6 protein-coding genes are annotated in these 4687 nt (G+C 73.9%); 2 read left to right on the top strand and 4 right to left on the bottom strand.

All coding sequences use genetic code 11. The features are described from left to right. Positions 1-330: LysR substrate-binding domain-containing protein (locus tag HMPREF0731_RS16140; protein WP_007005244.1), on the top strand; the 330-nt coding region annotated here is incomplete at its 5' end. On the opposite strand, the gene HMPREF0731_RS16135 is transcribed toward HMPREF0731_RS16140, so the two are convergent. The 4 genes from HMPREF0731_RS16135 to HMPREF0731_RS16120 all read right to left on the bottom strand — a co-directional run bounded on the left by HMPREF0731_RS16135 (position 327) and on the right by HMPREF0731_RS16120 (position 3531). Beyond that, positions 327-1094 carry an SDR family oxidoreductase gene (locus HMPREF0731_RS16135; protein ID WP_007005243.1) on the bottom strand — a complete coding sequence of 256 codons (768 nt, stop codon included), beginning with the start codon at positions 1092-1094 and terminating at the stop codon, positions 327-329. The two genes, HMPREF0731_RS16140 and HMPREF0731_RS16135, sit on opposite strands and share 4 nt — an antisense overlap. Before the next feature lie 83 nt (positions 1095-1177). Further along, positions 1178-1900 (bottom strand): lysophospholipid acyltransferase family protein, encoded by a 723-nt coding sequence (locus tag HMPREF0731_RS16130; RefSeq protein ID WP_007005242.1) that lies wholly within the window; start codon positions 1898-1900, stop codon positions 1178-1180. Positions 1901-1903: 3 nt separating this feature from the next. Further along, positions 1904-2875, bottom strand: a complete 972-nt coding sequence (locus HMPREF0731_RS16125) for a phosphatidate cytidylyltransferase (protein ID WP_007005241.1) — start codon at positions 2873-2875, stop codon at positions 1904-1906. Beyond that, on the bottom strand, positions 2875-3531 hold the full coding sequence (locus tag HMPREF0731_RS16120; RefSeq protein ID WP_040613638.1) for a CDP-alcohol phosphatidyltransferase family protein: 657 nt from the start codon (positions 3529-3531) through the stop codon (positions 2875-2877). The genes HMPREF0731_RS16125 and HMPREF0731_RS16120 overlap by 1 nt, the downstream gene beginning before the upstream one ends. Positions 3532-3806: 275 nt before the next feature. Here HMPREF0731_RS16120 and HMPREF0731_RS16115 point away from each other — a divergent pair. Next, a partial coding sequence (locus tag HMPREF0731_RS16115; RefSeq protein WP_083854547.1) for a LysR substrate-binding domain-containing protein occupies positions 3807-4687 on the top strand: 881 nt, incomplete at its 3' end.

Here is a 4687-nt window from a genome sequence, read left to right as displayed (position 1 = left end):
CTGCCGGGGGAGGGGCTGTCCGGCATCCGCGCGCTGCGCCGCCTGGCGGCGGGCGTGCCGGAGCCGCGCATCGCCGCGCGGCTGGACAGCGTGCTGGGGCTGACGGCGGCGCTGCGGCGGGGGCTGGGCATCGGCTACCTGCCCTGCTTCGCCGGCGACACCACCCCCGGGCTGCACCGCCTGGCACCGCCCCGGGACGACCTGTCCGGCACGCTCTGGCTGCTGACCCATCCCGATCTGCGGCAGGCGCCGCGCATCCGCGCGCTGATGGACTGGCTGGGCGAGGAGATCGCCGCCTGCCGTCCGCTGATCGAGGGGCAGGGCGGCTAGAACCGCCGGATGCTGGCCCCGCCATCGGCCAGCAGCGCGCTGCCGGTGACGAAGCTGGACGCGTCGGAGGCCAGGAACAGCGCGGCGCGGGCGATTTCCTCCGGCTGCGCCACACGGCCCAGCGCGTGCAGCCGCTCCACCGCCGGGCGGATCTCCGGCGCGGCGCCGGGCTGGTTGGCGGGGAACATCGGCGTGTCGGTGCCGCCGGGCAGCAGGGCGTTCACCCGGATGCCCTGGCCGCCCAGCTCCACCGCCAGGCAGCGCGCCAGCCCGACCAGCCCGGCCTTGGCGGCGCCATAGGCCGCCATGCCGGCGATGCCGCTGCAAGGGCCGACGAAGGATGCGGTGAAGATCAGCGAGCCGCCGCCGCGCCGCAGCAGCGCTGGGATCTGCTGCCGCGCGCCCAGATAGGCGGCGGTCAGGTTGGCGTCGAGCAGCGAATGCCATTGCGCCGGCGCCAGATCCTGCAGCGGCAGGGCGGGTCCGGTGTCGCCGGCATTGTTGAAGGCGATGTCGAGCCCGCCGAAATTCCGCTCGGCCGCCTGCACCAGCGCCTCCGCCATGGCCGGGTCGCGCAGGTCGCCTGTCAGGCCGATCGCCGCGCCGCCCTGGGCCTCGATGGCGTGCAGCACGGCATCCAGCCGCGCGCGGTCGCGGCCGGCGAGGACGAGGCGCGCCCCCTCCGCCGCGAACAGCCGCGCCGCGGCGGCACCGATGCCGGAGCTGGCCCCGGTGATGAGGGCGATCTTGTCGTGAAGCTGCATGGCGGCCTTCCGTGTTGGCGAGGCCGCCCTGCTAATCCGCCCGCGCCGGGCCCGCCTTCCGGCCGTTGCCCCGGCACGCTGCCTCAGGCGGGAGGCAGCCCGCCCAGGCGGCGCACCGCGGCCTCGCAATCGCGTGCCACCTGGCGCCAGCCCTCCTTGCCCTCGGCCACCGCGTCGAAGCGCAGCGGCGCGCCGATCGTCAGGCGCAGCTTGCCGGGGCGCGGCAGGGCGCGCGTGGCCGGCCAGGCGGCGTGGGCGCCCTCCAGATGGCAGGGCACCACCGGGATCGGCGTGCCGGCCACCAGCGCGCCGATGCCGGGCTGGAAGGGGGCCATGGCGCCGTCGCGGCTGCGCGTGCCCTCGGGGAACAGGATGAAGACCAGCCGGTCCTCGGCCAGGCGCTGGCGCAGCAAATCGATCTCGCCGGCGCGGGTGCGGCGGCGCCAGACCGGCAGCGCGTTCACCGCATAGGCGGCGAAGGTGGCCGCGCGGGCCGAGGCGAAGAACACGTCGCCCGCCGCCAGCGCGTAGCAGCGCCGGGCCAGCGGGGCGGGCAGGGCGGCCGCCAGGCTCAGCGCGTCCAGATGGCTGCTGTGGTTGCCGATCAGCAGGAAGGGCCCCTCGGCCGGCAGGTGCTCGCGCCCCGTGATCTCCAGCCGGTGGGCGCAGCGCAGCCAGAGCCGGCTGGCGCGGCGCCACAGCCCCTGCAGCAGCGCGCCCGTGAGGCCGGTCTCGCGCCCCTGGCTGCGCAGCCTTTGCAGCGGGGTCAGCCCGGCATCGCGGGCGGGGCGCAGCTGCCATTCCATGGTTCAGCCCCCGGTCAGCAGGCGGGTGGGGCCGGTGCCTTGCAGCCCGACCAGGTAGTTGACGAAATGGAACACCGCCGGCGAGACCAGCAGCAGGCTGTTGTAGCGGTCCAGGATGCCGCCATGGCCCGGCAGCAGCGTGCCCATGTCCTTGATGCCGATATCGCGCTTGATCGAGGACAGCATCAGGTCGCCGCATTGCCCGGCGGCGCTGATCAGCAGGCCGAGCAGCGCCAGCTTCGGCAGGCTCTCCAGCGGCGTGCCGGCGAAGATGTGGCTGCCGAGAAACATCACCAGCAGCGTGCTGACCACGAGCGCGCCGACCGCGCCGGAGATGGTCTTGTTCGGGCTGGTCTGCGGCAGCAGCTTCGGCCCGCCGATCAGCTTGCCGCAGGTGAAGGCGGCGACATCGTTCAGCGCCACCACCGCCAGCAGCATCAGCACCAGCGGCCGGTAGCCCGGGTCGTTCGCCATGTAGCCGAGATGGCCGAGGCCGAGCCCGAACAGCATGAAGGCGACCAGCGACAGCGCCACGCGCTGCACATAGCCGGAGGGCCGGTCGAGCGGGATGGAGACGACCAGGATCGCCACCGCCGTCAGCGGGCCAAGCGCCACGAACAGCCCGTACCACTGGTCGAGCGCGGCGAAATTCACCAGCAGCAGGCCCGCGACCACCACGCCCACCATGGCGTATTCGCGGAACAGCCCGGTCGCGCGGTCGAATTCCCGCAGGCAGGCGAGGCCGAGCAGCGTCACCGCCGCGATGGTCCAGACCCGCCCGGCCAGCACCGGGCCGAACATCAGCGGCAGCAGCACCACCCAGGAGCCGAGCCGCAGCCACAGCTCCCGCCGCAGCGCCGGGCTGCCGCGGCCGAGCAGGGTCAGCGCGCCGATCACCGCCGCCGCCAGCGCCACCACGCCGATGGTGGCCAGCGTGATCCACAGCGTCACCGGATGGGCGAAGGCGGTGCCCATCAGCGGACCCCCCCGCGCAGCGCGGCGGCGATGCCGGAGAGGCGCCGCAGCGTGGTGAGCAGCGCGAGCAGGGCGATGGCGGCCAGCACCAGGGTGACCAGCGGCCAGCCCGCCACCGCCTCCCAGGCCGGCGGAACGAGCGCGCACCAGATCGCCAGCGCGGTACAGAGCGCCATGCGCTGCTGCTTGGCCATCGGCCCGCGGAAATCGGAGGGCGCGCCGGCCGCCTTGCCGACCGCCCGCGCATAGGCCGTGGCCATCGCCGCCAGCGCCGCCGCATAGCCCAGCCAGGGCAGCCCGCCCGCCGCATAGCCCAGCCCGATCAGCACGGCGCTGTCGGAGACCCGGTCCGGCACCTCGTTGAACAGCTCGCCCACCGGGGAGGCGATGCCGCGCCCGATCGCCACCATGCCGTCGAACAGATTGGCCAGCAGCCGCAACTGCATCAGCGCCGCGCCGGCCAGCCAGAACAGCCAGGCCTGGGCGGGCAGGACGGCGGTCAGCACGAAGCAGAGCCCGGCCAGCAGCCCGCAGACCATGCCCGCCAGCGAGATGCCATTGGGCGAGGCGCGGCGCCGCACCAGCCATTCCGCCACCCGGCCCGACAGGGCCAGATTGCGCGCCGCGATCGGCCGGCGGTCTCCGGCATGCTGCATGGGGTTCGTCCTGCGCAGATTTGTAACAATTTCTATGGCATGGCCGGGCCGCGCCATCCAGCCGAGACCGCCGCACCCGACCGGCCCGAAAAACATTTCAGGACAATGGCTTGGCGGGCTTTGCCTGGACCGGCCGCCGGTCACCTTTGCGCCAGCGGAGGGGCGGATCAGCCCAGCCCCCGGCGGCCGCGCGTGGCGCCAGGGGCAAGGCCGGGCGCCACCGCGGGGCGAGGCGGCACCATCGACAATTGGCGGAGCCCATGCAGGATCAGGCGATGAACCATCGTCAGCTTGAGGTCTTCCAGGCTGTCATGCTCGGTGGCTCGGCCTCCCGCGCGGCCGAGCTGCTCGGGGTGACCCAGCCCGCCGTCAGCCGGATGATCGCCGATCTGGAGGCGGCGATCGGCTTCGCCCTGTTCGACCGGGTGCGCGGGCGCCTGGTCGCCACGCCCGAGGGGCAGATGTTCTTCGCCGATGTGCGGTCGAGCTTCCTGGGCCTCGACCGGCTGCGCGCCTCGGCGGCGCGGATCCGGGATTTCGGCGCCGGGACGCTGCGCGTCGCCAGCCTCGCCGCCTATGGCAACACGGTGCTGCCGCGCGCCATCCGCCTCTTCCGCGAGCGGCATCCCGACATCGCCATCACCTTCCAGATCGCGCTCTCCGCCCAGGTGCGGGAGCTGGTGGTCAATGGCGGCTTCAGCCTCGGCCTGGCGGCGGACGAGGTTGACCTGTCCGGCGTGGAGCATCGCGTCTTCTCGACCGGGCGCGCCTGCTGCGTCATGCCGCAGGGCCACCCGCTCTCGGCGCGGGCGGTGATCCGCCCGGCCGATCTCGATGGCGTGCCGTTCATCGCCCTCTCGGCCGAGGACCGGGCGCGCGGCCGCTTCGACGCGGTGCTGGGCGCCGCCGGGGTCGCCCCCAAGATCGTCGTGGAGACCCCCTTCGCGGCCACGGTCTGCGCCCTGGCGCTGGAGGGGGTAGGCGTCGGGCTGGCGCAGGCGGTGGCGGCGGAGGGCTATCTGGCGCGCGGCCTGGTGCTGCGGCCCTTCGAGCCTGAGGTGTATTTCAAGACCTATCTGCTGTTCCGCCCGGACACGCAGAAATCCATCCTGGTCAAGCATTTCATCGCCGCCCTGCTGGCGGCGCGGGACCGTGG

The organism is Pseudoroseomonas cervicalis ATCC 49957, from assembly GCF_000164635.1.
Classification (GTDB): Bacteria; Pseudomonadota; Alphaproteobacteria; order Acetobacterales; family Acetobacteraceae; genus Pseudoroseomonas; species Pseudoroseomonas cervicalis.
The sequence above is the reverse complement of the archived record's forward strand: the minus strand, read 5'-3'. Positions and strand labels throughout refer to the sequence as shown.